The following is a 23,460-nucleotide window of genomic DNA, read 5'->3' as shown; positions in this document are numbered from 1 at the left end:
CGGCCAAATCGGGGGCTCCCATCTGCGTGACCGACCGCTTGTTGACAACGGTTTCCATATTTGTTGAAAATGAGTGTCATGAACGCACGACGACGCCGTATCTCCGGCATAGCAGTCACCGCGGCCACCGCACTGGGCCTCGGGACCCTCTCCGCCTGCTCCACCGACGGCGCGGGGGCCGGCAACACGGACAAGTTCGACGTCGTCGCGTCGTTCTACCCGATGCAGTACCTCGCCGAGCAGATCGGCGGGGAGCACGTGAACGTCACCACGCTCACCGAGCCCGGCCAGGAGCCGCACGACCTGGAGCTGAGCGCCCGGCAGACCGCACGGATGGGCGAGGCGGACGCGGTGCTCTACCTGAAGTCCCTCCAGCCGGCCGTGGACGAGGCCGTCGCCCAGTCCGACGCAAAGACCAAGATCGACGCGGCCTCGCTGACCACGCTCGAGGACCACGGGGACGTCGAGCACGACCACGGCGGCGAGGAGCACGCCGAGGAGGAACACTCCGAGGAGGGCGAGCACGGCCTCGACCCGCACGTCTGGCTGGACCCGGTGAAGTACGCCGAGATCGCCGAGGGCGTCGCGAAGGCCTTCGAGAAGGCCGACCCGGACCACGCAGCCGACTACCGCAAGAACGCCGAGGCGCTGGCGAAGAAGCTGGGCGGCCTGGACACGGCGTTCAAGGACGGGCTGGCGAAGACCGGCACCAAGGTCTTCTTCACCAACCACGCCGCCTTCGGCTACCTCGCCGAGCGCTACGGGCTCACCCAGGAGGCCATCAACGGCCTCGACCCGGAGAGCGAGCCCAGCCCCGCCCGGATCAAGCAGCTCCAGCAGGAGGCCCGGGCCGACGGCGTCACCACGGTCTTCTACGAGACACTGGTCTCCGGCAAGACCGCGAAGACCCTCGCCAAGGACGCGGGCCTGAAGACGGACGTCCTCGATCCGCTCGAAGGCATCACCGACCAGTCCAGGGGCGACGACTACGTCTCGGTCATGGAAGCCAACCTCAAGGCGCTCCGGGCCGCCCTCGGCGCCGAGTAGGGCCAGGCAAGCAGCAATCCCCAGCAGTTCGACCGTTACGGAGGACATCGTGAGCGACGAGTCCGTCATATCCCTGCGCGGCGTGCGCGCCGAGCTGGGCTCACGCCCCGTCCTGCGCGGCATCGACCTCACCGTGCGGCGCGGCCAGGTGGTCGCGCTCCTCGGCGCCAACGGCTCGGGCAAGTCCACGGCCGTGCGCACGATCATCGGCCAGGTGCCGGTGACGGCCGGCGAGATCGAGCTGTTCGGCTCCCCGCGGCGCCGCTTCCGCGACTGGGCGCGCGTGGGCTACGTCCCGCAGCGCACCACGGCCGCCGGCGGCGTCCCCGCCACGGTGACCGAGGTGGTCGCCTCCGGCCGGCTCTCCCGGGCCCGCTTCGGCGTCCTGCGCAAGGCCGACCACGAGGCCGTACGCCGCGCCCTCGACCTGGTCGGCATGGCCGACCGCGCCAAGGACTCGGTGAACGCCCTCTCCGGCGGCCAGCACCAGCGCGTGCTGATCGCCCGCGCGCTCGCCGCCGAACCCGAACTGCTGATCATGGACGAGCCGATGGCGGGCGTCGACCTGGCCAGCCAGGAGGTGCTGGCGGCCACCCTGCGCGGGCAGGTCGCGGCCGGCGCCACCGTCCTCCTCGTCCTGCACGAGCTGGGCCCGCTGGAGCCGCTCATCGACCGGGCCGTGGTGCTGCGCGACGGCTGCGTCCTGCACGACGGCCCGCCGCCCGAGGCCGTCGGCCAGCACGCGCTGCCCGGCCACGACCACGTCCACCCGCACGCCCCCGCGGGCGCCGAACCGATCCGTACGGGACTGCTGAGCTGATGGAAATCCTGAACTACGCCTTCATGCAGCGGGCCCTGCTGGCGGCCCTCCTGGTCGGCATCACCGCCCCGGCCATCGGCATCTACCTGGTCCAGCGCCGCCAGGCCCTCATGGGCGACGGCATCGGCCACGTGGCCATGACCGGCGTGGGCCTCGGCTTCCTGCTCTCCTGGTCCCCGGTGTGGATGGCGACCCTCGTCTCCGTCCTCGGCGCGGTCCTCATGGAGCTGATCCGCTGGTACGGCAGGACCCGCGGCGACATCGCCCTCGCCATGCTCTTCTACGGCGGCATGGCGGGCGGCGTGATGTTCATCAACCTCGCGCCGGGCGGCTCCAACGCCAACCTCACCTCGTACCTCTTCGGCTCGCTGTCGACGGTCTCCGAGTCGGACGTCACCGCGATCTGCGTGCTCGCCGCCTTCGTGGCCCTCGTCACCGTCGGCCTGCGCCGCCAGCTGTTCGCCGTCAGCCAGGACGAGGAGTTCGCCCGGGTCACCGGCCTGCCGGTGCGCGCGCTGAACCTGCTGACGGCCGTCACGGCGGCGGTCACGGTGACGGTCGCGATGCGCGTCGTCGGTCTGCTGCTGGTGTCGGCGCTGATGGTGGTCCCGGTGGCCGCCGCGCAGCAGCTCACCCGCAGCTTCGCCGCCACCTTCGCGATCGCCGTCGCGCTCGGGGTGAGCGTGACGATCGGCGGCACCGTCACGTCGTACTACCAGGACGTGCCGCCCGGCGCGACGATCGTGCTGCTCACCATCGGCGCGTTCGTCGTGCTGAGTCTGCTGGCCGCCCCGCTGGCCCGGCGACGCGCGCGGGCCCTGGCCGCCGCGCAGCCCGCCGCGGATCCGGCGGAGTGCAAGATTCCGGCCACCAGGGGGGCCGCCGACGAGGTCGGCGTCTGACCGCGGGTGAACCGGGCTGGCACAATGGCCCGGCAAGCCGTGAAGACGTGAGGAGGAATCCAGTGAGCACCGCTGGACCGCCCGTGAAGGGCCGCGCCACCCGGCAGCGGGCTGCCGTGTCGGCCGCCCTTCAGGAGGTCGAGGAGTTCCGCAGCGCGCAGGAACTCCACGACATGCTCAAGCACAAGGGCGACGCGGTCGGGCTCACCACGGTCTACCGCACCCTTCAGTCCCTCGCCGACGCCGGCGAGGTCGACGTCCTGCGCACCGCCGAGGGCGAGTCCGTCTACCGCCGGTGCTCCACCGGCGACCACCATCACCACCTGGTCTGCCGCGCCTGCGGCAAGGCCGTCGAGGTGGAGGGCCCCGCGGTGGAGAAGTGGGCCGAGGCCATCGCCGCGGAGCACGGCTACGTCAACGTGGCGCACACCGTGGAGATCTTCGGCACCTGCGCCGACTGCGCGGGTGCCGCCGGCGGTTGAGCGGGTACGGCAGGGGCTGCGCCTCGGGCCCCCGCATCGGCCTGAACGGCCTCGTCCTCAAACGCCGGACGGGCTGATTTTGCCGCCCGGGGCTTACTCGGTACTGCGGCCCTCCATGGCGAGCAGCTCCTCGTTCGGGATGGCGCCGCCGAAGCGGCGGTCGCGGGAGGCGAACTCCAGGCAGGCCCGCCACAGGTCGCGCCGGTCGAAGTCGGGCCACAGGACGTCCTGGAAGACCATCTCGGCGTACGCGCTCTGCCAGATCAGGTAGTTGGACGTGCGCTGCTCCCCGCTCGGCCGCAAAAAGACGTCCACGTCCGGCATGTCCGGGTAGTACAGGTACTTCGCGAGCGTCTTCTCGTTGACCTTGGCCGGATCGAGCCTCCCGGCCCGCACGTCCTCGGCGAGGGCCTGCGCGGCGTCGGCGATCTCGGCCCGCCCGCCGTAGTTCATGCAGAAGTACAGCGTGAGCCGGTCGTTGTCCTTGGTCTGCTCCTGTGCGACCTGGAGCTCCTTGGCCACCGACTTCCACAGCCGGGGCATCCGGCCCGCCCAGCGCACCCGCACCCCCAGCGCGTCGAGGGTGTCACGGGACTTGCGGATGAAGTCCCGGTTGAAGTTCATCAGGAAGCGCACCTCTTCCGGCGAGCGCTTCCAGTTCTCGGTGGAGAAGGCGTACAGCGAGATGTTCCCCACGCCCATCTCGATCGCCCCTTGGAGAACGTCCATGACCTGCTCGGCGCCGACCTTGTGGCCCTCGGTGCGCGGCAGGCCGCGCTCCTTGGCCCAGCGCCCGTTGCCGTCCATGACGATCGCCACGTGCCCCGGGACCAGCTCACCGAGCTTCGGCGGCCGCGCGCCCGACGGGTGCGGCTCCGGCGTCCTGTACTCCCGGCGCTGGCGCCCCAGAATCCCGCGTACGGCCATATCGGTTCTCTCCTACTTCTCGACGTACCGCAGGGAGCGCAGTCCCCGCTCCAGGTGCCAGTGCAGGTAGGCGGAGACCAGTCCGCTCCCCTCCCGGACGTACCGCGGCTCGGCCGCGTCCGCCGTGCACCAGTCTCCCGCAAGCAGCGCCCCGAGCAGTTCCAGGGCCTGCGGCGAGGGTACGACGCTGCCCGGCACCCGGCAGTCCACGCAGACGGAGCCGCCCGAGCCGACCGAGAAGAACCGGTTCGGACCGGGCAGGCCGCACTTCGCGCAGTCCCCGAAGGTCGGCGCGTACCCGTTGACGGCCAGCGAGCGCAGCAGGAACGCGTCGAGCACCAGGTTCGGCGCGTGCTCGCCCCGGGCGAGGGTCCTGAGCGCGCCGACGAGCAGCAGGTACTGCTGCACCGCGGGCTCACCCTCGTGGTCGGTGAACCGCTCGGCCGTCTCCAGCATGGCCGTCCCGGCGGTGTACCGCGCGTAGTCGGCCACGATCCCGCCACCGTACGGCGCGATGGTCTCGCTCTGCGTGCACAGCGGCAGACCGCGCCCGACCAGCTCGCTGCCCTTCGAGAAGAACTGCACGTCCACGTGCGAGAACGGCTCCAGCCGCGCCCCGAACTTCGACTTCGTGCGCCGCACCCCGCGCGCCACGGCGCGTACCCGTCCGTGACCGCGCGTGAGCATGGTGATGATCCGGTCCGCCTCGCCCAGCTTCTGGGTGCGCAGCACGATGCCGTCGTCGCGGAACAGACTCATGCCGACCATTCTCGCGCATGCTTCAAGGGACCTCGCCGCGGCTCCTGGCGTTGGTGTACGCCATCGCCGCGCTGAGCCGCTCGGACGGGGTGGCGTGACGTACGTCACCCGGCTGGGCGTCCCACTCCCGTCCGCCGCCGTACGGCCGCATCTGCACGTACGGCCCCTCGTGCCCCATGACGATCCCGACCCGTCCGCTGCGGGTGTCCACGGCGTGGACCCCGACGGGCGGCGTCGTCATCGCAGGACCGCCGCGAGGCGCCGCGCGGTCTCCACGGAACACCGGCCCAATTCGACGAGCGGACAGGGCGCCTCCCGCGCGAGACTCACCGGGTCGAGCCCGAGAGAGGGCAGAGTGATTCCCGCCTCCGCGAGTGCCGCGCGCAATTCTTTCACCGCGTCCTCCGCTCCTTCGACGCAGAACGCCGAGTGCCGTGCGTCCATCGCTTTCCCTTCCCTTTGCGACTTCACTCTTCGTGTCCCCAGAATGCCGGTCGGCACCTACACTCGGCAGGAGTGTGTGCACTACAAGTGCGGGTCAGCGCGGGGGGATTGGTTATGGCCAACGGTTCACGGCAAGCCGCGTGGGAGTTCTTCGGAACGGAGCTGAAACGACGGCGTGAGGACGCCGGAATCACCCAAGTGGAGCTGGGTGCGCGGGTATTCGTCTCGGGTGGTTACATCGGCCAGTTCGAACAGGCAATTCGGAAGCCGCAGTTGGATGTGGCCCAGCGGATTGACGAGGCGCTACAAACCGACGGTATTTTCGAGCGCTTGTGCAGGAAGCTGATCGACGACCCTCGGTATGCGGATTACTTCGCCGGGGTTGTCGAGCTGGAGCGGCTGGCCACGAAGATCTGCGAGTTCGCGCCGACGGTCGTGCCGGGCCTGCTCCAGACTGCGGACTACGCCCGCGCGGTCACGATCGCCGCGAACCCGTTCAAGTCGGACTCGTACGTCGACGAGATCGTCGCCGCGCGTTTGGAGCGGTCACTGATCCTGGCCGACGCTACAAGGCCCGAGTATTGGGTGACGTTGCACGAGGGGGTAATGCGGATCCCTGTGGGCGGCCCGCGGGCGATGGCGGCACAACTGGAGCACGTTGCGCGGCTGATGCGGGAACGCGCGGCGGTCGTGACGGTGCTGTCGTTCGGGGCGGGGGCGCATGCGGCCATGACCGGAGATCTGAGGCTCATGGACTTCGAGGACGCACCTCCGGTCGCCTATACAGAGACCTCGTTCTCGGGGACGCTGGTGGATGTTCCGGCCGTGGTGAAGCGAGCACAGCGCGCATACGATCTGCTCAGGGTCGCCGCGCTGTCGCCGGAGGCGTCCCTGGCCCTGATCGACTCGGCGGCGGAGGACTTCAGACGATGCGCGAGTACGACCTGACCAACGCCCACTGGCGCAAGAGCACCTACAGCAATGGCGAGGGCGGCAACTGCCTCGAAGTCACCGACGGAGTGCCCGGTGTCGTACCCGTCCGGGACAGCAAGGTGGCCGACGGCCCGGTGGTCGTCGTCGGGTCGGCGGCCTGGACGGAGTTCGTACGCACCGTATGACCGCCGCCGCCGTACTCTTCGACGTCGACGGCGTGCTGCTGGACTCGGCGGCCGCTCACCGCAGGGTGTGGGACTCCTGGGCGCTGTCGCACGGACTGGACACCGAGACGGTGTGGCGGCTCACCTTCGGCCGGCGCCCGGAGGACACCGTGCGGGACGCCGCGGCCCGGCTGGACCCGGTGCTCGAGCGGCAGGTGCTCGACCAGCTGTTGGCCAGGGAGCGGGACGGCATCCTGCCGGTCGACGGAGCCGGGGAGTTGCTGCGGGACCTGTCCGGGCGGGACTGGGCGATCGTGACCTCGGGCAACCGGGACTTCGTCGAGGCACGCTTTGCGGCGACCGGGCTCCCCCTGCCCGCCGTACGGGTCTACGGCAGCGACGTCGAGCACGCGAAGCCCGCCCCGGACTGCTTCGCCCTGGCCGCGTCCCGGCTCGGCGTGGCGCCCTCGGCGTGCGTGGTCGTGGAGGACGCACCGGCGGGCGTACGCGCCGCGGTGGCGGCCGGGTGCACCGTGATCGGCCTGACGACGACACACGCGGCGGCGGCACTCGGAGAGGCCCACCGGTGCGCGGCTTCCCTCGACGAGGTGCGCGGACTGCTCATCGAGCAAGGGATCTTGGGCCAGGAGCCGGAGGCCGTTGTTCCGCCCGGCCGACCAGGTGCCTGAACAACGCGGCGGACGCTTCACGACGATCCTGACGCTGTCGAACGACGTGAGCCGCCGCCGGCTCCGTCCGACGCTCTTGCGTTGGGGCAACCCCCCGTACACACCGGGTTGTTACCCGGATGGGGCGAGCCCTTCCGGTCCGCGAAGCTCTTCGCATGACGCAGCCCAAGCGCAGCAGACGCATCCGCAACGCCGCCCTCGTCGGCGTGTCCACCGCCCTCCTCGGCGTCACCGCACCCGTGACCGCCTCCGCGACGAGCGCGAGCGGGCCCGAAGCCCTCGCCTGGTCCGCCTGTGAGGGCACCGGTGTCGACCCCCGGCAGGAGTGCGCCACGCTCGACGTGCCGATGGACTACGCCGATCCGGACGGACCCCGTGTCGAGATGGCCGTCTCCCGGATCCGCAGCGAGAATCCGGACGCCCGGCGCGGAGCCCTGTTCCTGATCCCCGGCGGACCGGGCGGCTCCAGCCTCAACGACCCCTCGGGGAAGGGGCAGAAGCTCCCCCAGGACGTCCGGGACGCCTACGACCTCGTCGGGTTCGCGCCGCGCGGCCTCGCGCCGTCCACGTCCGTCGACTGCGGCCTGGAGTACGGCGACCTCGCCCTCTCCAAGCTGCGCCCCTGGCCCGCCCCCGACGGCTCCGTCGACGGGAACATGGCCACCGCCCGGCGCATGGCCGACGCCTGCGCCCGCAACGGCGGTGAGCTGATGAAGCACCTCACCACCGCCAACGAGGCCCGCGACCTGGACCGCCTCAGGGCCGCGCTGGGCGAGCGGCGGATCTCCGCGTGGGGGGTGTCGTACGGGACGTACGTCGGGGCCGTGTACGCGCAGCTGTTCCCGCAGCGCACCGACCGGATCGTGCTGGACAGCAACGACGATCCCGATCCCACCCGGGTCGCCCGCGGCTGGCTCGCCGGGCACGAGCAGGGCGTGGAGGACACCTTCCCGGAGTTCGCCGCCTGGGCCGCCCGGCCCGACAACCCCGACCGGGTGGCGCCGCGGGCCGCCGACGTGCGGCCGCAGTTCCTGCGGCTGGCCGCCCGACTGGACCGGGAACCGATCCCGTGGCCCGGCGCCAACCCGGCGGAGCTGAACGGCAACGTGCTGCGGCAGACCATGCTGGACGTCCTCTACTCCCCCGCCAAGTTCCCCACGCTGGCCAAGCTGATGCTGGCCGCCGAGCGGGGCACCGTGCCGCCCGCGCCCCCGGCGCCGCCCGAGGCCGTCCTGCAGAACGTCGCCGCCGTCGGGGCCGCCGTGCTGTGCAACGACGTCGCCTGGCCCGACGCGGCGGCCGTGTACGAGAAGGGCGTCGCCGAGAGCCGCGCCAAGTACCCGCTCACGGCGGGCATGCCGCGCAACGCGATGCCGTGCGCCGCGTGGCCGTACCCGCCGCGCGAGGCACCCGTGCGGATCACCGGCCGCGGGCCTTCCAACGTGCTGCTGGTCCAGAACGAGCGGGACGTCGCCACCCCGCTCACCGGTGCGCGCAGGCTGCGGGCGGCGTTCGGCCGGCGTGCCGTCATGGTGACCGTGAACTCCACCGGGCACGACGCCTACCTGGCCAACGGCAACGCCTGCGGCGACGCCACGGTCTCCCGGTTCCTGGCGACCGGGCGGCGGCCGGCCTCGGACGTCTACTGCGACTGACCGGCGCCCGGCGTCACCAGGCCCGACTCGTAGGCCGTGATGACCAGTTGGGCCCGGTCCCGCGCTCCCAGCTTGCCCATGATGCGGCTGACGTGGGTCTTGGCGGTGAGCGGGCTCAGCCCCAGGGTGTCGGCGATCTCCGTGTTGTTGAGACCCCGCGCCACCAGGGTGAGCACCTGCCGTTCCCGGTCCGAGAGGCCGTCGGGGCCGGGGCCGGGCACGTCGAGGGCCGACGGGCTGCGCAGGAACCGCTCGATCAGCCGGGCCGTCGGGCCGGGTGACAGGAGGGCGTCGCCCGCGGTCACCGTGCGGATGGCGTCCAGGAGTTCGGCCGGCCTGGTGTCCTTCACCAGGAATCCGGAGGCGCCCGCGCGGAGCGCGTCCACGATGTTCTCGTCGGTGTCGTAGGTGGTGAGGACCAGCAAGCGGACCCCGGCCAGGTCCTCGTCGGCGGCGATCAGCCGGGTCGCCTCGATACCGTCCAGGTCGGGCATGCGCACGTCCATCACGACGAGGTCGGCGCGTGCGGCGCGGGCCAGCTGCACGGCCTGGCGGCCGGTGGCGGCCTCGCCGACGACCTCCATGTCAGGGGCCGACGCCACCAGCAGGGCGAACGCCGCGCGGACGAGGTTCTGGTCGTCCGCGAGCAGCACGCGTATCGTCATCCGGCTCTCTCCGAGGTCGCAGGTGTCCGGGGAGCGGCGCGCGTCGGCAGCACGGCCGTCACCGCGAAGCCGTCGGCGTCCCCCCGCGGTCCGGCGTCGAGTGTGCCACCCACGCTGCGGGCCCGCTCCCGCATGCCGACGAGTCCGAAGCCGGGGGTGCCCGCCGGGTCGGGTCCGGTGCCGTCGTCGGTGACGGACAGGCGCAGGGCGCCCGGCTCGGCGTGCACCTCGACGCGGACGGACGGTGCGGGTCCCGCGTGGCGCACGGCGTTGGTCAGCGCCTCCTGGGTGATGCGGTACGCGGCGGCGCCGACCGCGGCCGGGACGTCGTCGGCCTTCACCGACAGGTCCACGGACGCTCCGGCGAGCCGGGCGCTCTCCGCCAGGTCGGGCAGCCCGCTCAGGCCGGGCAGCGGGCCCCGGGCATCGGGGACGCCCGCGGTGTCCTGGGCCCGCAGGACCTCCAGGGTGGTGCGCAGTTCGCCGCGCGCGGTGCGGCAGGTCTCGGCGATGTCGTCGAGGGCCTTGGCGACGGCCGTGCGGTCCAGGCGTTCGGGGTCGGCGGTCAGGACGTGGGCGGCGACCGAGGTCTGCACGCCGATGAGGGTGATGCTGTGCGCCAGCAGGTCGTGCAGGTCCCGGGCGACGCGCAGGCGCTCCTCGGCGACGCGGCGCCGGGCCTCCTCCTCGCGGGTGCGCTCGGCGCGTTCGGCGCGCTCCACGATGGCGGCGACGTACTGCCGGTAGTACCGGATGTCGATGCCGCAGAACAGGATGGCGATGACCCAGCCCGAGATGCGGATCAGCTCCAGGGCCTGGTGGGTGTTGACGGTGAGCATGATGCTCACGGACACGGTGAGGACCACGACGCCGGTCAGGACGGTGCGCAGGGGACGGCCGGTGACGGCCAGCGTGTAGAGCGCCACGTAGGAGGCGGGGCCCACCGCGGTGTGGTTGTTCTCCATCGCGTGGTACGGCCCGACCACGGCCATCACCGCCGCGAGGACCAGCAGCGGGCGGCGCCGGCGCCACACGATCGGGACGTGCGCGGCGACCAGCAGTGTCCAGCCCAGGGCGTCCGGACGGCGCCCCTCGTCGGTGAGCAGCGCCAGGCAGACGGCGCCGGCGAGGAGCACGGCGGCCAGTACGGCGTCGTTGCGGGTGCCGTGTGCGGCGGTGCGGGGGTCGCGGTTGACGGCGGCGATGATCCGCTCGCCGACACGGGGAGCGGACGGTGCCTCGGTGGTTGCCTGCACGCGTCCATCCTCCGCGACGGGCGCGCCCCTCCGGGAGGGGAGGGGCGCGGTCCGGTGGCCCGGCGTCTCAGACACCCAGGGGCTCCCGCACCTCGTCCGCCGCGGGCGGGCCGGTCTCCCGGGAGAGCCGCCCCGGCCACCACACCCGGCGCCGCAGGGCGACGCTCGCGCTGGTGACCAGGTAGGTGCGGACGAGGAAGGTGTCGAGCAGGACGCCGACCGCGATGACGAAGCCCAGCTCGACCAGCTGCACCATCGGCATGCTGGTGAGCACGGCGAAGGTGGCCGCGAGGACCAGACCGGCCGAGGCGATGACACCGCCGGTGGTGCGCAGCGCGGACAGGGCCGCCTCGGTGGGTCCGGCGCCGTTCAGGGCCTCCTCGCGCATCCGGTGCATCAGGAAGATGCCGTAGTCGACGCCGAGGGCGACCAGGAAGACGAAGGAGAGCAGGCCCAGGCCCGGGTCGGTGCCCTCGAAGCCGAAGAGCGGCTCGAAGACGAGTCCGCCGATGCCGAGGGCCGCGCCCCACACGGCGACGACGGCGGCGACCAGGATCAGCGGCGCGACCAGCGAGCGCAGCAGCACCGTGAGGATCAGCAGGACCGACAGCAGCACGATCGGTACCACGAGGGCGGTGTCCCGGGCGTTGGTGTCCTCCAGGTCGATCTGCTGTGCGCTCGGGCCGCCGACGTAGGAGCCGTCGAGCTTGTCGCGCAGTTCCTCGATGGTGGCGGTCTCGGCGGCCGACTGGGGCGGGGTGGAGGCCAGGACCGTCAGCTCGGTCCAGCCGCCGCCGCTGCGGCCGGCCTCCGCGCTGTCCACACCGCGGGTGTCCCGGATGGCGGCCAGGGCGTCCTGGGCGCGGTCGGTGGGGGCGATGACGGTGACGGGCTGGCTGCCGCGCTCCGGATAGGCATCGGCGAGGGTCTCCATCGCGGCGATCGCCTCGGGGCGGGTGGTGAAGGAGTCCTCCTGCTTGAGGTGCCCGGGCAGCGCGAAGGTGCCGAGGGCGAGTGCGCCGAGCAGGACGGCGCCGCCCACCAGCACGGTGCGGGGCCTGCGTTCGGCGGAGCTGCCCATCGCGGTGAACAGCGACCTGCGGACCTTGGGGGTGCTGCCGTGGCGGGGCACCAGCGGCCAGAAGACGCGGCGGCCCAGCAGCACGAGGAGCGCGGGCAGCAGGGTCAGCATGGCGGCCAGCGCGCACAGCACGCCGACGGTGCCGAGGGGGCCCATGCCACGGCTGGAGTTGAGGTCGGCGGCGAGCAGGCACAGCAGTCCGGCGGCGACGGTGCCGGAGGAGGCGAGCACGGCGGGGCCGCAGCCGCGCAGGGCGGCGAGCATGGCGTCGTACGGCCGCTCGACGCGGCGCAGTTCCTCGCGGTAGCGGGAGACCAGCAGCAGCGCGTAGTCGGTTTCGACGCCGAAGACGAGGATGGTCATGATGCCGCTGCTCTGGCCGGAGACGGCGGTGCCGAACCACTGGTTGAGGCCGTAGGCCACGCCCATGGACAGGTAGTCGGCCAGGCCGGCGACGGCGAGCGGCACGAGCCACAGGAAGGGGCTGCGGTAGATGAGGATCAGCAGGAGGGCGACGACGGCGGCGGTGGTGTACAGCAGCGGGCCGTCCAGCGAGTCGTAGACCTCGGCGGAGTCGGTGGCGAGCGCGCCGGGGCCGCCGACCTCGACGCCGAGCCCGCCGCTCCCCCGCGCGACGTCCCGTACGTCGTCGACCAGTGCGTCGCGCGCCTTCTCGTCCGTGCCGGGCTCGGTGGAGGCGACCGGGTACATGAGGGTGGCGCCGTCCTCGGAGGGGATGCCCTCGGGGCGGCCGACGAGTTCGTGCGCGCCGGCGATCTCGGCGATCTGCCCGGCGGCGGTCCTCTTGTCGGCGGCGGTCAGTCCGCCGTCGCGGTGGTAGACGAGGACCATCTCGGTGGCCTCGCCGCCCGGCAGCCGCTCCTGGATCTTGGCGACCTGTGTCGAGTCGGCGCTCGCCGGCAGGTAGTCGACGGCCCGGTCGCGCTGCACCTCGCCGAGTTTCGCCGCGAACGGCGAGGCGATCGCCAGCACGGCGATCCACAGTCCGAGCACCAGCCACAGCACGGCCCGCCGCCGCCCCGCGCCTGTCTTCGTGGCCCCCATCAGACGGGCCTCCCTCCGGTGGGTGTCTGGGTCGGTCTCCAGACTTCCGGCGGCGGGGAGCGGGCGCGTCGGGCGTGAGGGCGAGGCTCGGGCTACTGCCCGGGGAGACGCGGGGCCGCCGCTACTCCCCGGGGAGTACGGCGGCGGTCAGGCCCGGTCGACCATCCAGTTGCCGTCCTCCTCGTCGTCGACGCGGACCTCCAGCTCGCGCAGGCCCATGCCCGCGTCCCAGAGTTCCCGGAAGCGCTTGAGCCGGTCCCGCACGTACTCCTGGCGGGCGGTGAGCCGGGTGCGGACGTTGACGTCGCGCAGGTCCTGCTCGATCTCGAACGACACCTCCTCGTCGTAGAGGATGAAGTCGTTGGTGGTGCCGCGCTGGAGGTGCGGGGGCAGCTCGGGCAGGACCGCCACGCGGACGTCGATGCGGCGCAGCTCCTGCTCCTCGCACAGCCGCAGCAGCCGGTCGTCGAGCTCGCGGGCGCTTCCCAGCAGGAACAGGCGGCGCACCGAGACGCCCTGTTCGTCGATGGCCGCCTGCTGGGCGTCGAGGTAGCGTCCGGCGGGCTCGCTGTTCCAGAACTCGCGGTCGACGGAGGTGCTGGTGGCGAGGATGGAGTGCTCGGCGGCGCGGGTGAGGGTGAGCATCCAGTCGTGGTTCTCGCCGGGGCACTCGGCGCTCAGGTTGGTGAGGTCCGCCATGTGCCCGACCACCCGGGACATCTCCAGCCGCACGAAGGTGTGCAGGATGGACGGGTTGGGCAGCAGGACGTCGGCGAAGCCCTCGGCCAGGTCCGGCAGCCGGTCGATGCGGACCGGGTCCAGGGTGCGCGCGGACTCGGCGGGCCGGTGGTCGGCCTGGGCGACGTGCGTCTCGACCAGCTGCTTGACGTCCTCGGTGTGCCGGGTCAGGCCCGACTTCAGCTCGTCGTCGTACCGGCTCAGACCGTCGCGTACGGCGGCGGTGTTCTCGGCCAGCGCGGCCTCCACGCGGCGGGTGTGCTCGTCCAGCGGGCTCCGTGCCGCGCGCGGGGCCAGGCCGAGGACGTACTGGACGGCCAGCGCCGCGCCGGCGCAGAGCACGGCGGACAGGAACTGCCGCGGGGTGCCGTCGTCCGGGTCCAGGAGCGCCGCGACGCTCCAGAAGAGGCCGCCGACGACGAGGGCGACCAGGACCATGCGGGCCCAGGGGGACTCGCCCCTCGGGTCGATCGGGCTGGTCGTGCGGGGTGTGTCGTCGGGGCGGGGTGACTGTGCCGTGCTCATCTCGCTCTCCCCCCGTTGGGATACGCGTCGGATCGTGCGGGGACTGGCGTGCGCCGATGTGCGTGCGCCTGGGGTGCGTGCACCGATGTGCGTGCGCTGATGCAGGTGACGGACGGCGGGGCTCGGTCAGGGAGCCGGTTCCACCTCCCGGTGGGCTGCGGGAATGGCGTGCAGGGTGAGCTGGTCGCGGATGCGCTGCACCAGCGCCTGCCACTGCCGGGTGAAGCCGGGCCGCTCCTCCAGCGGGTCCCAGAGCGAGGCCAGTTCGCGGGTGACGCGGGCGCGGGGCATCCACAGGTGGAGCAGGTGGTCGACGGCCGGGCGCAGGGTCCGCACCACGGCGTCGGCGTCCTGGGCGGCTCCGGCGCCCAGCCGCAGGCCGTCGAGCATGCGCACGACGGTGGTCAGCAGCCAGTCGTGCAGGGCCAGGTCGTCGCAGAGCGCGGCGAGGTCGCCGGCGGTGACGGTCGCGGGCACGCGCAGGCGCACGGTGCGCAGTTCGTCCTCGGCGAGGGTGAACCGTTCGAGCCGGGGGCCTTCGCCCGGGGCCGCGGGCAGGGCCGCCCAGCGCAGCCGGGTGGGGCGGGAGCGGAAGGGCGGGCGCTGGTCGAGCAGCGGATGGCGCAGGACGCGCGTGAGCAGGCCGTCGGCGATGAGGCCGACGTCGAGGTCGCCCTGGCGCGGGCCGCCGAGGACGCCCTGGGCGACGGCCTCGTGGGGGAGCCTGCCGAGCGGCTCGACAACTCCGGGCCGCACCAGGTACTCGCCCCAGGGCCGCCGCTGGTCGGGGCCGGTGCCGGGCATCCCGCAGTGCGCGGAGGTCTGCAGGACGCGGCCCTCGGTGAGCGCGGCGTGGGCGGTGACGGTGCCGACGGCGCGGACGCGGGCACCGTTGGCGCTGGGCAGGGGGCAGTCGACGCCGGTGAGGGTCTCGGGGGAACGCGCGTAGAGACCGGGACGCTCGGAGAGCAGGACCCGCTCGCCGGGCCGCAGGCCCAGGAGCTGGGCGGCGGAGCGGATGTCGAGGGCCTGCCGGGCGGGCAGCAGGCAGGTGCGGATCTCGCCGCAGGCGAGGACGGCGGGCGGGGTGCTCTGCCGCGGCGCCATGTCAGGGCCCCGAGTAGTACACGTAGGAGATGCGGTCGGCGACCGAGTCGGGGACGGCCATGCGTTCCTTCCCGGAACGCTCGGCGACCTGCTCCAGTGCGCCCGGGTCGGCCACGACCTGGTCGAGGATCACGCGGACGGCGTGCTCGACGGGGAGGAAGCGGGTGGGCAGGACCGAGCAGGTGCGGTAGGCGGCGAAGGGGGCCGCGCGGTCGTTCAGCCGGAGCAGGGTGGGTAAGTCGTCCCACGTGTCGGGGAAGCGGGCGGCGGTGTGCGGCTGGGGGGCGAGGACGGCCTCGCCCTCGTGGCGCAGGAGTCCGAGGCGGGCGAGCTGCCAGACGGCGGCGAGGAAGGGGCAGGACCACAGGCGCTGCCCGTCGGCGTCGTCGCTCCACAGCTCGACGTCGAGGAAGACGGAGTGGCGGCGGGCCGCGGTCTCGTGCGGCGGCTGCCAGGGCACGGCCCGCTTCATGGCCTGCGGGGCGCGGGCCACGGGGCTGCGTTCGCCGTTGGCGAGCCAGCCGGTCTGCGCGGCGGGCGGGCGCAGGCCGTAGCTGCCGGCCGGCGGGGACTCCACGATGCGGGCGGCCACCGCCTCGGCGACGGGCACCTTGCCGGTGACGGCGCAGCCGGACTCGCGGGCCAGGTAGTCGACTTCCAGCCCGGCCTCCTGCGCCTCGGCGAGGAGCATGGGGACGACCTCGGCGGGGGTGGAGAAGCGGGTGAAGTAGTCGTCGATGAGGAAACAGGTGCTGATCCGGGCCCGCTTGCCGCCGGCCCGGGCGGTGGCGGCGGTGCGGGCCGCCTCCACCCAGGGGCGCACCTCGGCGAAGTGCGCCCGCAGCCGCTCGGGCCCGGCCTCGAAGTCCTCCATGTAGAGGTGGCCCAGCTCCAGGGAGAGGTGGGCCAGCGGCACGGACTGGGTGCGCGGCTCGGCGGCGGTCTCGCTGTACACGGACTCCGTCACAGCCGCCCCCAGTGGGTGTCGTCCGTCAGGCGCCGGGCGATCTCCTCCAGCGCCTCCAGCGTCTCCTTGTTCGCTATCTGGGTGGAGAGGACGTCCTCCTCGGTGATCAGCTGTTCCTGCCACTGGAGGATGGGCTCAAGCGGCACGATGCCGAGGACGACGCTGTCGCCGATGCGGTGCTCGGCGGCGAGCCGGCGCAGCGCCTCGTCGCACGCCTGCATCCAGGTGGCCTGGGCGGTGGAGCCCTGGGACCACAGGGGCGACTCGGGGTCGGGCACGGCGGCCCGGACGAAGCGGATCGCGGCGCGCAGGCTGTCCTCGTCGTGCCCGCGGTCCACGCCGCCGCCGATGATGCCGTTCTCGGCGTGGACGAGTCCGGAGGCCGCGATCACGTGCTGGCGGGTCCAGCGGTGGAAGACCAGCCAGCGGAACGGGACGCTGCTCATCCGGGGGTGGGCGGTGGCGGCGAGGACCATGTCGACGGCGTAGCTGCGGCCGGCGCTGAGGTCGACGAAGGTGACGTCGAACTCGCTGTTGAGCCTGAGCAGCAGGTCGACGCAGCGCTCCAGGGCCTCGTCTCCGGTGGCGAACTCGCCGCCGCCGGCGTCGCCGGGGAACAGCACCAGGCGGCCGGACTGGTTGGGGCGGGCACGCAGCAGGGGATGCTCGGTCTGCCGCCAGACGTCGATGCGGACCGGTTCCGCGGTCTCGCCCTCCAGGTAGGAGTGGAGGCCGAGGTCCTCGGTGCCGCGCATGGCGCTGGGTACGTCGAAGACGGCGGCGGCGGTGGGCGAGCCGAAGTCGAAGTCGACGTAGGCCACGTGGTCACCGGTGAGGGCGCGCTGGTAGGCCAGGTTGGCGCTGGTCACCGAGCGTCCCGTGCCTCCTTTGTCGGAGGCGGCGAAGACCAGCACCTCATACCTCCTGGGCGGCGGCGCCCCTGGCCTGGGCCAGGGTGTCGAGTTCCTGGAGCACGGGCAGGGCCAGGGCGAAGGCGGTCGCGGGCCGTTCGTCGACGAGGCTGCGGGCGTGGTCGAGGCGGCTCTCGATGCTCCGCATGGCCCTGGCCCTGCTTCCGTCGGGGGCGGCGGACGCCTCCAACTGCTCCCGGCCGAACAGGTGGGTCGCCTCGCTGAGCAGTTCCCGTGCGAACTCGGCGAGTTCGGGGCTGCGGATGGGCTGCTGCTCGTAGAGGCTGCGGGCGGCGACGAGGCATTCGGTGACGCGCTCGGTGATGCTCCAGGACAGCCGCGGTCCGGCGTCCCGGGCGTCGGGGTAGACGGCCTGGATGCTGTCCCAGAGCCCGGCGCCCTCGTCCTCGTCGATGCGCCGCTTCCACAGGTGCTCGAAGGACTGCTCGGCGAGGCGCAGCAGGCGGTCCTGGGCGCCGATGTTCCGGGAGAGCTCGGCGAGCTGGATGATCCGCTTGAGGAGCTGGGCGGAGAAGTCGGTCATCCGCCACATGAGCTGGCCGCCGGCCCGCTCGGACCCGGCGAGCGGCATGGTGACGCCGGGGGTGTGCAGCAGGAGGGTGGGGTCCCTCTTGGTCATGCGGCTGGTGACCCGGCCCCGGTCGGCGAGGCGCTCCATGATGGCGACGGTGCGGGTGAGGTCGTCGTCGGTCGCCTTCCGGCGGACCAGGTCGTGCACGAGGATGGCCGCGACGGTCAGCGAGAAGTACTCGGACTCCAGGCGCAGTCCGGTGGTCTGCCAGGGCAGGTCCTCCAGGGGCCAGCGGTCGGCGCCGAAGCGGGCGATCGCGGACCAGTACTGCTGGCTCAGCTCCCAGCGCAGGCGCAGCATCTCGGCGAGCTTCTGCTGGTCCTCGTCGAGCAGGCCGAGGGTGAGGGTGCGGTCGGAGAAGAGGTCCTGGATGCCGTCGAGGGCGACGACGGTGAAGTACACGTAGGGCAGGCGGTCGGCGATGCCGTCGGGCTGGCCGACGGCGTCGACGTTCAGGTCGGTGATCCGGGGCGCGTCCTTGACGATGCCCCAGGCCCAGCCGCATTCGAAGAGCTGGCTCTCGTCGCGGATGCCCTCGTCGACCTGGATGCCCCTCGACAGGCTCTCGATGATCGTGGCGCGCAGCGGGCGTAACCGCCGGGAGAACTGCTGGAGGACGATCCGGTCGGACTGCCCGCCCTGGCCGATGACCTGGATCAGCCGCTTGCCCTGCTCCGACTCGGAGTCGAAGACGTTGACGGTGAAGGAGCGCAGCAGGCTGATCATCGCGGCGGTCAGCCGGGCGTTGGTGGCGTCCCGCAGCTCGGCGATGGCCTTGAGGATCTCGGGCCGGGTCGTGGTCCCCTCGTAGACCTTGAGGAAACCGAGGGTGGCGAGGCAGAGCGTGACCGACATGGAGTAGGAGTCGACCACGCCCAGCTGACGCTGTTCGTGGGTGATCGTGCCGTCGGGCTCGGCGGGGCGGAAGTAGTGGCCGCCGGAGAAGGTGGGGCTGTCGTCCGTGCCGGTGTGGGTGCGCATGAACTGGGTCAGCGCGGCGATCAGGTTGGGCGGGATCTCCAGCCGGCTGCCGACCTGTTCGAGGGCGCGCAGGACGTCACGTTCGGTGGTGTCCGGCTGGTCGAGCCGGAAGGCGGGGACCTCGGTGGCCGGATACAGCAGGCAGAGCAGGCGTTCGGCGTCGGCGACGCTGCTCATTCCGTCGGTGTCCCCGCGGACGAGCTTCCCGTCGTCGAACGAATGACGGGCCATGGCCTGCCAGATGTCCAGCAGGTGCTGGCGTGGCTTGATCTGCATCCCCGCACCCCTCGTACAGACCTCGTTGCCCTGTGTTCGGCATGTCCCCGTTGCGCTTGGTCCCCGCCCAGGATGTCCCCTTTCCTAGGGGGCGGCAATCTCCGAATTGCGCCGTCCCAGGGCGAGGAGCATTCCGTCGTGCCCCGGCCGCACCGAGTGGTGCAGGTCGTGGATCTCCAGCTCGCCGGTGAACGGGGCCAGGCTCTGCCGGACCGTCTCCTCGTTCACCCGGTAGGCCGGGTAGTCGTGTTCGCCGACGCGGTAGCCGACGGACTCCTTCATGAAGGCGGCGGCGAACGGCGCCCCCTCGCCGAGCGCGCTCATGAAGCAGCTCACGCCCCGGTGGAACTCCTCGGGCGCCTCGGACATGGAGTCGGCGACGAAGAACATGGTCCCGATGGACCAGCGCCGGTCCCCGCCCTCCAGGTCGAACAGGTTGCCGCGCTCCACCCGGACGATGTCGGCGACCAGCGGTCTCGGCTCGACGGCGGCGTAGCCGGGAGCCTCGCGCAGCACGTCCCAGAAGGGGTCCCAGGCGATGTCGTAACCGGCCGGGGAGACCTGCTTCTCCAGGTACTCGACGTTCGGGTGCGCGTACTCCAGCAGGAGCACCTTCTCGCACCAGGGCAGCATGGACAGGGCCGGGTACAGGTTCGCACCGGCGCCGACGTCGATGCCGCGGGCGGAGCGCGGGGGTGCCCCGTCGAAACAGCGGGTGAAGTAGTCGCGCATCAGCCGGACGATCAACAGGTCGACTTCGAGCGGTGTCCGGTAGTTGTCGTCGACGTAGACCTCCGGATCGAACTTCGACCACGGTGCGTCGGCGTTGCGATCCATAGTCACCCTGCCACGTTCCATTCGATTTCGGACAAACTCCTAGTACCGTTCACGGTAAGTGACCCGGTCGCTACGGAACAGCGGGGGAATACGCCATCCTCTTCCGCCCGGCGCACGTCGGGCGCATGGTCGCACACCCGAACTCGCCCTTGCACGAGGGAAGTTGGACGCTCACTCTAGCCAGAAGCAGACACCGGCCGCCACAGAAGTCCTTCACCCGACCGTGTGCGGCTCGGATGCCCACGAGTTGACGCAGTCCGATCAGGGGGTTGCATGACCGCCGAACCGCTGGAACGTTCCCTCGACCACGACGACCGGCTCGCGCACCCCGGCCTGCCACCGGAGGACCTGCCACTGGACCTGCGCACGGCACGGGAGTCCGACCTGCCGGAGCTGCGGCGGCTGGACGAGGAGGTCTTCCAGGACTTCGCCTATCCCGGGTTCCTGCTGCGCCAGCTCTTCGACATGTACGAGGAGCACTTCCTGGTCCTGGACGACGGCACGGGCCGGCTGCGCGGTTACGTGCTGGCCGCCACCCGCACGATCGGCGCGGACAGCTGGATACTCGGGCTGTGCGTGACGCCGGACCGGCGCCGCCACGGGCTGGGCCGGGAGCTGATGCGCGAGGTCCTGAGCCGGTTGCGCCGGGACGGCATCAAGGAGGTCCGCCTCACCGTGGAACCCGCCAACCTCGCCGCCATCTTCCTCTACCGTTCGCTGGGCTTCCGCCCCGAGGAACCCGACGGCGGCCTGCGTCCGGACTACTTCGGACCGGGTGTGCACCGCCAGGTCATGCGGCTGGACCTGCCCGGGGGGCCGTGAGTCCGGCGCGCCCCGGTCCACCCTAGGACGGCGTGCCCGCCGACTCCAGGAGGCGGGTCACGTCGTCGGAGCAGAGGGTGAGGGCCGCGCCGACGGTGGCCAGGGCGTCGCGTTCGGCGGGGGTGTAGGGGCCGTCGGCCAGCGCGATGCGGGCCCCCTGGAGCAGGATCGACTCGCGGCCGACGGCGGCGAGGTGCGGGGCCAGCGGGTCCAGGGCCTCGTGCAGCTCTATCGCCAGGCCCGGCACGCAGGGTTCGCCGCGGACCCGGCCGGTGTCCGCCTCCAGCGCCTCGACGAGCGCGTTCAGCTGGTCCTCGGTGCAGTCCTCGAAGCCGGCCGCGCGCACCGCGACGGTCGCGGTCTCCAGCGAGGTGCGGGAGCCGGTGCCGCCCGCGGTCAGGATCGCGAGGGCGACGGTGTGGACGGCGTCGCGGAGCATCGCGGAGAAGCGGGTGGTGGTCGGGTGGTCGAGGACGTCGGTGCCGTAGTGGCGGCGGCAGGCCGCGCACTCGACGGTCGGCGCGGACTCGCCGCGGGGCAGCACGGGCACGCCGAGCACCGCGAAGCGGCGGTGGCCGGTGAGGCGCGTGTAGTTGCGGTCGCCGCCGCATCCGGGGCAGAAGAACTCGCCGTCGCCGACGGGCGTCCACGCGGTGCGGGTGCCCAGGATGCGCGGCAGCCGGGCAGCTCGGCCGTTTCGTCCAGGTCCAGGCACCACGTCGCACCTCCGTAACGGCGCGACAGCATCGTCGCGCTGGCGTGATGTTAGCCACATCACCGACCTGGAGTCAGTACCCAGGACGAGACCTTTCCGTGACCATCACAGATATATGGCCGGTATATGACGGGGTCCCGCCCGCCGGTTTCCGGCGAGCGGGACCACAAACCACTGATTCGGCTGGTCAGCGGGAAGCGCGGTTGACGGCGGAGACGACCGCCTTCAGCGAGGCACGCGTGGTGTTCGCGTCGATTCCGATGCCCCACAGCACCTTGTCGCCGATGGCGCACTCGATGTAGGAGGCGGCCTGCGCGGAGGCGCCCTCGCTCATCGTGTGCTCCTGGTAGTCCAGCAGCCGTACGTCGATGCCGACGCCCTGCAGCGCGTGGAAGAACGCCGAGATCGGGCCGTTGCCGGTGCCGACCAGGGTGGTCTCCACGCCGTCCACGGTGGCGTCGACGGTGAGGGTGTCGACTCCGTCGCGGTCGGTCGTGGTCTGCCCGTTGGCGACCTGGATGCGGCCCCAGGGGTTGTCCGGGTTGGGCAGGTACTCGTCCTGGAAGACGTCCCAGATCGCGGCCGGCGTGATCTCGCCGCCCTCGGCGTCCGTCTTGGCCTGGATGTTCTTGGAGAACTCGATCTGCATCCGGCGCGGCAGGTCCAGGTTGTGGTCGTTCTTCAGGACGTAGGCGATGCCGCCCTTGCCGGACTGCGAGTTGACCCGGATGACGGCCTCGTAGGAGCGGCCGACGTCCTTGGGGTCGATCGGCAGGTACGGGACGGCCCACTCGATGTCGTCGACGGTGACGCCCCTGGCGGCCGCGTCGGCCTCCATCGCGTCGAAGCCCTTCTTGATGGCGTCCTGGTGGGAGCCGGAGAAGGACGTGTAGACCAGGTCGCCCACGTACGGGTGGCGCGGGTGGACCTCCATCTGGTTGCAGTACTCCCACGTGCGACGGATCTCGTCGATGTCGGAGAAGTCGATCTGCGGGTCGACGCCCTGGGAGAACAGGTTCATGCCCAGGGTGACCAGGTCGACGTTGCCGGTGCGCTCGCCCTGCCCGAACAGGCAGCCCTCGATGCGGTCGGCGCCGGCCATCAGCGCCAGCTCGGCCGCCGCCACCGCGGTACCGCGGTCGTTGTGCGGGTGGACGGACAGGCAGACGTACTCGCGGCGGGACAGGTGGCGGCCCATCCACTCGAAGCGGTCGGCGTGCGTGGACGGCGTGGAACGCTCCACCGTGGCGGGCAGGTTGAGGATGATCTCGCGGCCGGGGCCGGGCTGGTAGGTGTCCATCACCGCCTCGCAGACCTCCAGGGCGAAGTCCAGCTCGGTGTCGGTGAAGATCTCCGGCGAGTACTGGTAGCCGAACTCCGTCTCGGGGCCCAGCAGCTTCTCGGCGTACTCCATCACCAGGCGGGTGCCGTCGACCGCGATCTGCTTGATGTCGTCCCTGGAGCCGCGGAAGACGACCCGGCGGAAGGCGGGGGCGGTGGCGTTGTACAGGTGGACGGTGGCCCGCCTGGCGCCCTTCAGGGACTCCACCGTGCGCTCGATCAGGTCCTCGCGGGCCTGGGTCAGCACGGAGATGGTGACGTCGTCCGGAATGGCGTCCGGGTCCTCGATGATGGACCGTACGAAATCGAAGTCGGTCTGGCCGGAGGCCGGGAAGCCGACCTCGATCTCCTTGTAGCCCATCTTGACCAGCAGGTCGAACATGGCCCGCTTGCGGACCGGCGACATGGGGTCGATCAGCGCCTGGTTGCCGTCGCGCAGGTCGGTGGAGAGCCAGCGGGGAGCGGTGGTGATCCGCTGGTCGGGCCAGGTGCGGTCGGCGATGTCGACCTGGTCGTAGCCGCGGTACTTGGCGGTCGGCATGGGGCTGGGCTGCTGGCGGTTGGCCATGATGGCGTGGGCTCCTCGTGATGTCCGCGGATCTCGGCGGTGTCCGCGTCGTCCGCGTGTCCGGAAGGACGGCCGACGGCACCACCAAGCTCCGCGGGGAGGGAGTCGGCCTCTACAGGCCCTCGCCGCGGCAGCTAAGGAGAAGCAGCCCGAATCGCATGATGCCCAGCACCTTAGCCGAGTCACGCGGG

General features: G+C 72.0%; 24 protein-coding genes. 9 read left to right on the top strand and 15 right to left on the bottom strand.

The window, feature by feature from the left end:
* Positions 1–78 precede the first annotated feature (78 nt).
* The 4 genes from ACIBCJ_RS08130 to ACIBCJ_RS08115 all read left to right on the top strand — a co-directional run bounded on the left by ACIBCJ_RS08130 (position 79) and on the right by ACIBCJ_RS08115 (position 3,251).
* On the top strand, positions 79–1,047 hold the full coding sequence (locus tag ACIBCJ_RS08130) for a zinc ABC transporter substrate-binding protein (RefSeq protein WP_362504163.1): 969 nt from the start codon (positions 79–81) through the stop codon (positions 1,045–1,047).
* A 49-nt stretch (positions 1,048–1,096) separates the two neighbouring features.
* Entirely contained in the window at positions 1,097–1,867 is a 771-nt protein-coding gene (locus ACIBCJ_RS08125) for a metal ABC transporter ATP-binding protein (RefSeq protein WP_133885810.1), read from the top strand.
* Positions 1,867–2,769, top strand: a complete 903-nt coding sequence (locus ACIBCJ_RS08120) for a metal ABC transporter permease (protein ID WP_362504166.1) — start codon at positions 1,867–1,869, stop codon at positions 2,767–2,769. The genes ACIBCJ_RS08125 and ACIBCJ_RS08120 overlap by 1 nt, the downstream gene beginning before the upstream one ends.
* A gap of 62 nt (positions 2,770–2,831) precedes the next feature.
* On the top strand, positions 2,832–3,251 hold the full coding sequence (locus ACIBCJ_RS08115; protein WP_133885808.1) for a Fur family transcriptional regulator: 420 nt from the start codon (positions 2,832–2,834) through the stop codon (positions 3,249–3,251).
* Positions 3,252–3,344: 93 nt separating this feature from the next.
* Here ACIBCJ_RS08115 and ACIBCJ_RS08110 read toward each other — a convergent pair whose 3' ends face one another.
* Genes ACIBCJ_RS08110 through ACIBCJ_RS08095 form a run of 4 tightly spaced genes read right to left on the bottom strand, consistent with a single transcriptional unit; the run spans position 3,345 to position 5,381 of the window.
* Positions 3,345–4,178 (bottom strand): isoprenyl transferase, encoded by an 834-nt coding sequence (locus ACIBCJ_RS08110; protein WP_362504172.1) that lies wholly within the window; start codon positions 4,176–4,178, stop codon positions 3,345–3,347.
* Between the two features lie 12 nt (positions 4,179–4,190).
* A complete protein-coding gene (gene recO, locus ACIBCJ_RS08105; RefSeq protein ID WP_365979148.1) occupies positions 4,191–4,937 on the bottom strand; it encodes a DNA repair protein RecO in 747 nt (248 codons plus the stop codon).
* Positions 4,938–4,959: 22 nt separating this feature from the next.
* Positions 4,960–5,178, bottom strand: a complete 219-nt coding sequence (locus ACIBCJ_RS08100) for a hypothetical protein (protein WP_362095465.1) — start codon at positions 5,176–5,178, stop codon at positions 4,960–4,962.
* Positions 5,175–5,381, bottom strand: coding sequence for a hypothetical protein (locus ACIBCJ_RS08095; RefSeq protein WP_365979147.1), 207 nt, complete (start codon positions 5,379–5,381; stop codon positions 5,175–5,177). The genes ACIBCJ_RS08100 and ACIBCJ_RS08095 overlap by 4 nt, the downstream gene beginning before the upstream one ends.
* Positions 5,382–5,495: 114 nt before the next feature.
* Here ACIBCJ_RS08095 and ACIBCJ_RS08090 point away from each other — a divergent pair, with 114 nt between their 5' ends.
* The 4 genes from ACIBCJ_RS08090 to ACIBCJ_RS08075 all read left to right on the top strand — a co-directional run bounded on the left by ACIBCJ_RS08090 (position 5,496) and on the right by ACIBCJ_RS08075 (position 8,822).
* The gene (locus ACIBCJ_RS08090; protein WP_362095459.1) at positions 5,496–6,329 is read left to right on the top strand and encodes a helix-turn-helix transcriptional regulator; all 834 of its coding nucleotides are present in this window, start codon (positions 5,496–5,498) and stop codon (positions 6,327–6,329) included.
* Positions 6,311–6,499 carry a DUF397 domain-containing protein gene (locus ACIBCJ_RS08085; RefSeq protein ID WP_365979146.1) on the top strand — a complete coding sequence of 63 codons (189 nt, stop codon included), beginning with the start codon at positions 6,311–6,313 and terminating at the stop codon, positions 6,497–6,499. Before ACIBCJ_RS08090 ends, ACIBCJ_RS08085 begins: the two co-directional genes overlap by 19 nt.
* Complete coding sequence (locus ACIBCJ_RS08080; protein WP_365979145.1) at positions 6,496–7,167, top strand: HAD-IA family hydrolase; 672 nt, start codon at positions 6,496–6,498, stop codon at positions 7,165–7,167. The genes ACIBCJ_RS08085 and ACIBCJ_RS08080 overlap by 4 nt, the downstream gene beginning before the upstream one ends.
* Before the next feature lie 155 nt (positions 7,168–7,322).
* Positions 7,323–8,822: an alpha/beta hydrolase gene (locus tag ACIBCJ_RS08075; protein WP_365979144.1), complete on the top strand. Its 1,500-nt coding sequence runs from the start codon at positions 7,323–7,325 to the stop codon at positions 8,820–8,822.
* Here the strand turns inward: ACIBCJ_RS08075 and ACIBCJ_RS08070 are convergent.
* From ACIBCJ_RS08070 to ACIBCJ_RS08030, 9 genes are all read right to left on the bottom strand, one after another.
* On the bottom strand, positions 8,810–9,487 hold the full coding sequence (locus tag ACIBCJ_RS08070) for a response regulator transcription factor (protein ID WP_365979143.1): 678 nt from the start codon (positions 9,485–9,487) through the stop codon (positions 8,810–8,812). The genes ACIBCJ_RS08075 and ACIBCJ_RS08070 overlap by 13 nt on opposite strands.
* Positions 9,484–10,743: a histidine kinase gene (locus ACIBCJ_RS08065; RefSeq protein WP_365979142.1), complete on the bottom strand. Its 1,260-nt coding sequence runs from the start codon at positions 10,741–10,743 to the stop codon at positions 9,484–9,486. The genes ACIBCJ_RS08070 and ACIBCJ_RS08065 overlap by 4 nt, the downstream gene beginning before the upstream one ends.
* 67 nt (positions 10,744–10,810) lie before the next feature.
* Complete coding sequence (locus ACIBCJ_RS08060; RefSeq protein WP_365979141.1) at positions 10,811–12,889, bottom strand: MMPL family transporter; 2,079 nt, start codon at positions 12,887–12,889, stop codon at positions 10,811–10,813.
* 147 nt (positions 12,890–13,036) lie between these two features.
* Complete coding sequence (locus ACIBCJ_RS08055; RefSeq protein WP_362504193.1) at positions 13,037–14,152, bottom strand: hypothetical protein; 1,116 nt, start codon at positions 14,150–14,152, stop codon at positions 13,037–13,039.
* A gap of 126 nt (positions 14,153–14,278) precedes the next feature.
* Positions 14,279–15,259: an SCO2521 family protein gene (locus tag ACIBCJ_RS08050; protein WP_362504196.1), complete on the bottom strand. Its 981-nt coding sequence runs from the start codon at positions 15,257–15,259 to the stop codon at positions 14,279–14,281.
* 1 nt (position 15,260) lies between these two features.
* Positions 15,261–16,226, bottom strand: coding sequence for an SCO2522 family protein (locus ACIBCJ_RS08045; RefSeq protein WP_362504199.1), 966 nt, complete (start codon positions 16,224–16,226; stop codon positions 15,261–15,263).
* Complete coding sequence (locus tag ACIBCJ_RS08040; RefSeq protein ID WP_362095429.1) at positions 16,223–17,140, bottom strand: SCO2523 family variant P-loop protein; 918 nt, start codon at positions 17,138–17,140, stop codon at positions 16,223–16,225. Before ACIBCJ_RS08040 ends, ACIBCJ_RS08045 begins: the two co-directional genes overlap by 4 nt.
* Before the next feature lies 1 nt (position 17,141).
* A complete protein-coding gene (locus ACIBCJ_RS08035; RefSeq protein ID WP_362095426.1) occupies positions 17,142–18,986 on the bottom strand; it encodes an SCO2524 family protein in 1,845 nt (614 codons plus the stop codon).
* Positions 18,987–19,070: 84 nt separating this feature from the next.
* Complete coding sequence (locus tag ACIBCJ_RS08030) at positions 19,071–19,844, bottom strand: SCO2525 family SAM-dependent methyltransferase (protein WP_365979140.1); 774 nt, start codon at positions 19,842–19,844, stop codon at positions 19,071–19,073.
* A 252-nt stretch (positions 19,845–20,096) separates the two neighbouring features.
* On the opposite strand from ACIBCJ_RS08030, the gene ACIBCJ_RS08025 reads away from it, so the two are divergent.
* Positions 20,097–20,645 carry a GNAT family N-acetyltransferase gene (locus ACIBCJ_RS08025; protein WP_133885790.1) on the top strand — a complete coding sequence of 183 codons (549 nt, stop codon included), beginning with the start codon at positions 20,097–20,099 and terminating at the stop codon, positions 20,643–20,645.
* 22 nt (positions 20,646–20,667) lie between these two features.
* Here ACIBCJ_RS08025 and ACIBCJ_RS08020 read toward each other — a convergent pair whose 3' ends face one another.
* Both ACIBCJ_RS08020 and leuA read right to left on the bottom strand, forming a co-directional pair.
* Positions 20,668–21,363, bottom strand: coding sequence for a TerB family tellurite resistance protein (locus ACIBCJ_RS08020; protein ID WP_362095419.1), 696 nt, complete (start codon positions 21,361–21,363; stop codon positions 20,668–20,670).
* 184 nt (positions 21,364–21,547) lie between these two features.
* Complete coding sequence (gene leuA, locus ACIBCJ_RS08015; RefSeq protein ID WP_365979139.1) at positions 21,548–23,269, bottom strand: 2-isopropylmalate synthase; 1,722 nt, start codon at positions 23,267–23,269, stop codon at positions 21,548–21,550.
* Between the last annotated feature and the right edge of the window lie 191 nt (positions 23,270–23,460).

Source organism: Streptomyces sp. NPDC051136, assembly GCF_044455745.1.
GTDB lineage: Bacteria > Actinomycetota > Actinomycetes > Streptomycetales > Streptomycetaceae > Streptomyces.
This window is presented reverse-complemented; position numbering and strand designations above follow the sequence as displayed.